General features: G+C 72.6%; 1 protein-coding gene. It reads left to right on the plus strand.

The window, feature by feature from the left end:
* On the plus strand, positions 1-456 hold a 456-nt coding region (locus tag J1M41_RS11135), incomplete at both ends, for a hypothetical protein (RefSeq protein ID WP_206451755.1).

Below are 456 nucleotides of genomic sequence, written 5' to 3' on the forward strand. Positions count from 1 at the left end.
GTCACGCACACGCTGCAGACCTCCGCGGCGGTCGACGACCCGTCGACCGCGTTCGTCCTCTCTGGGGGGCTGGGGGCGTCGACGACGTCCCCGCACGTGCGGATCGGCGGCCTGTCCGGCGGCTCGCAGGTCGTCTCGACACGCACGGTGTCCGTCCCGCTCGCGTACGGCAAGGCCCAGACCCTGTCCTGGTCGGCCAGCATGTCCGGGCTGGCGTACATCCCGACGACCGCGAAGGTCTCCGGGTCCGTCCCGGTGCCGGCGCGCCCTCTGGCCGCCCCTGCGGCGCCGTCGGGCGTGCAGGTCACCCAGTCCTCGGACACCCGGCACGTCATCAACTGGACGCGCAACAACCCGGGCTCGGCCTCAGCCCCGTACCAGAACCAGGTGATCCAGCGGTCCGCGGACAACGCGACCCCGTGGAAGACCGTGGCCACCGTCGGCAACGTGTCCTCC

This window comes from Micrococcus sp. KRD096, from assembly GCF_017168495.1.
GTDB classification, from domain to species: domain Bacteria; phylum Actinomycetota; class Actinomycetes; order Actinomycetales; family Micrococcaceae; genus Micrococcus; species Micrococcus luteus.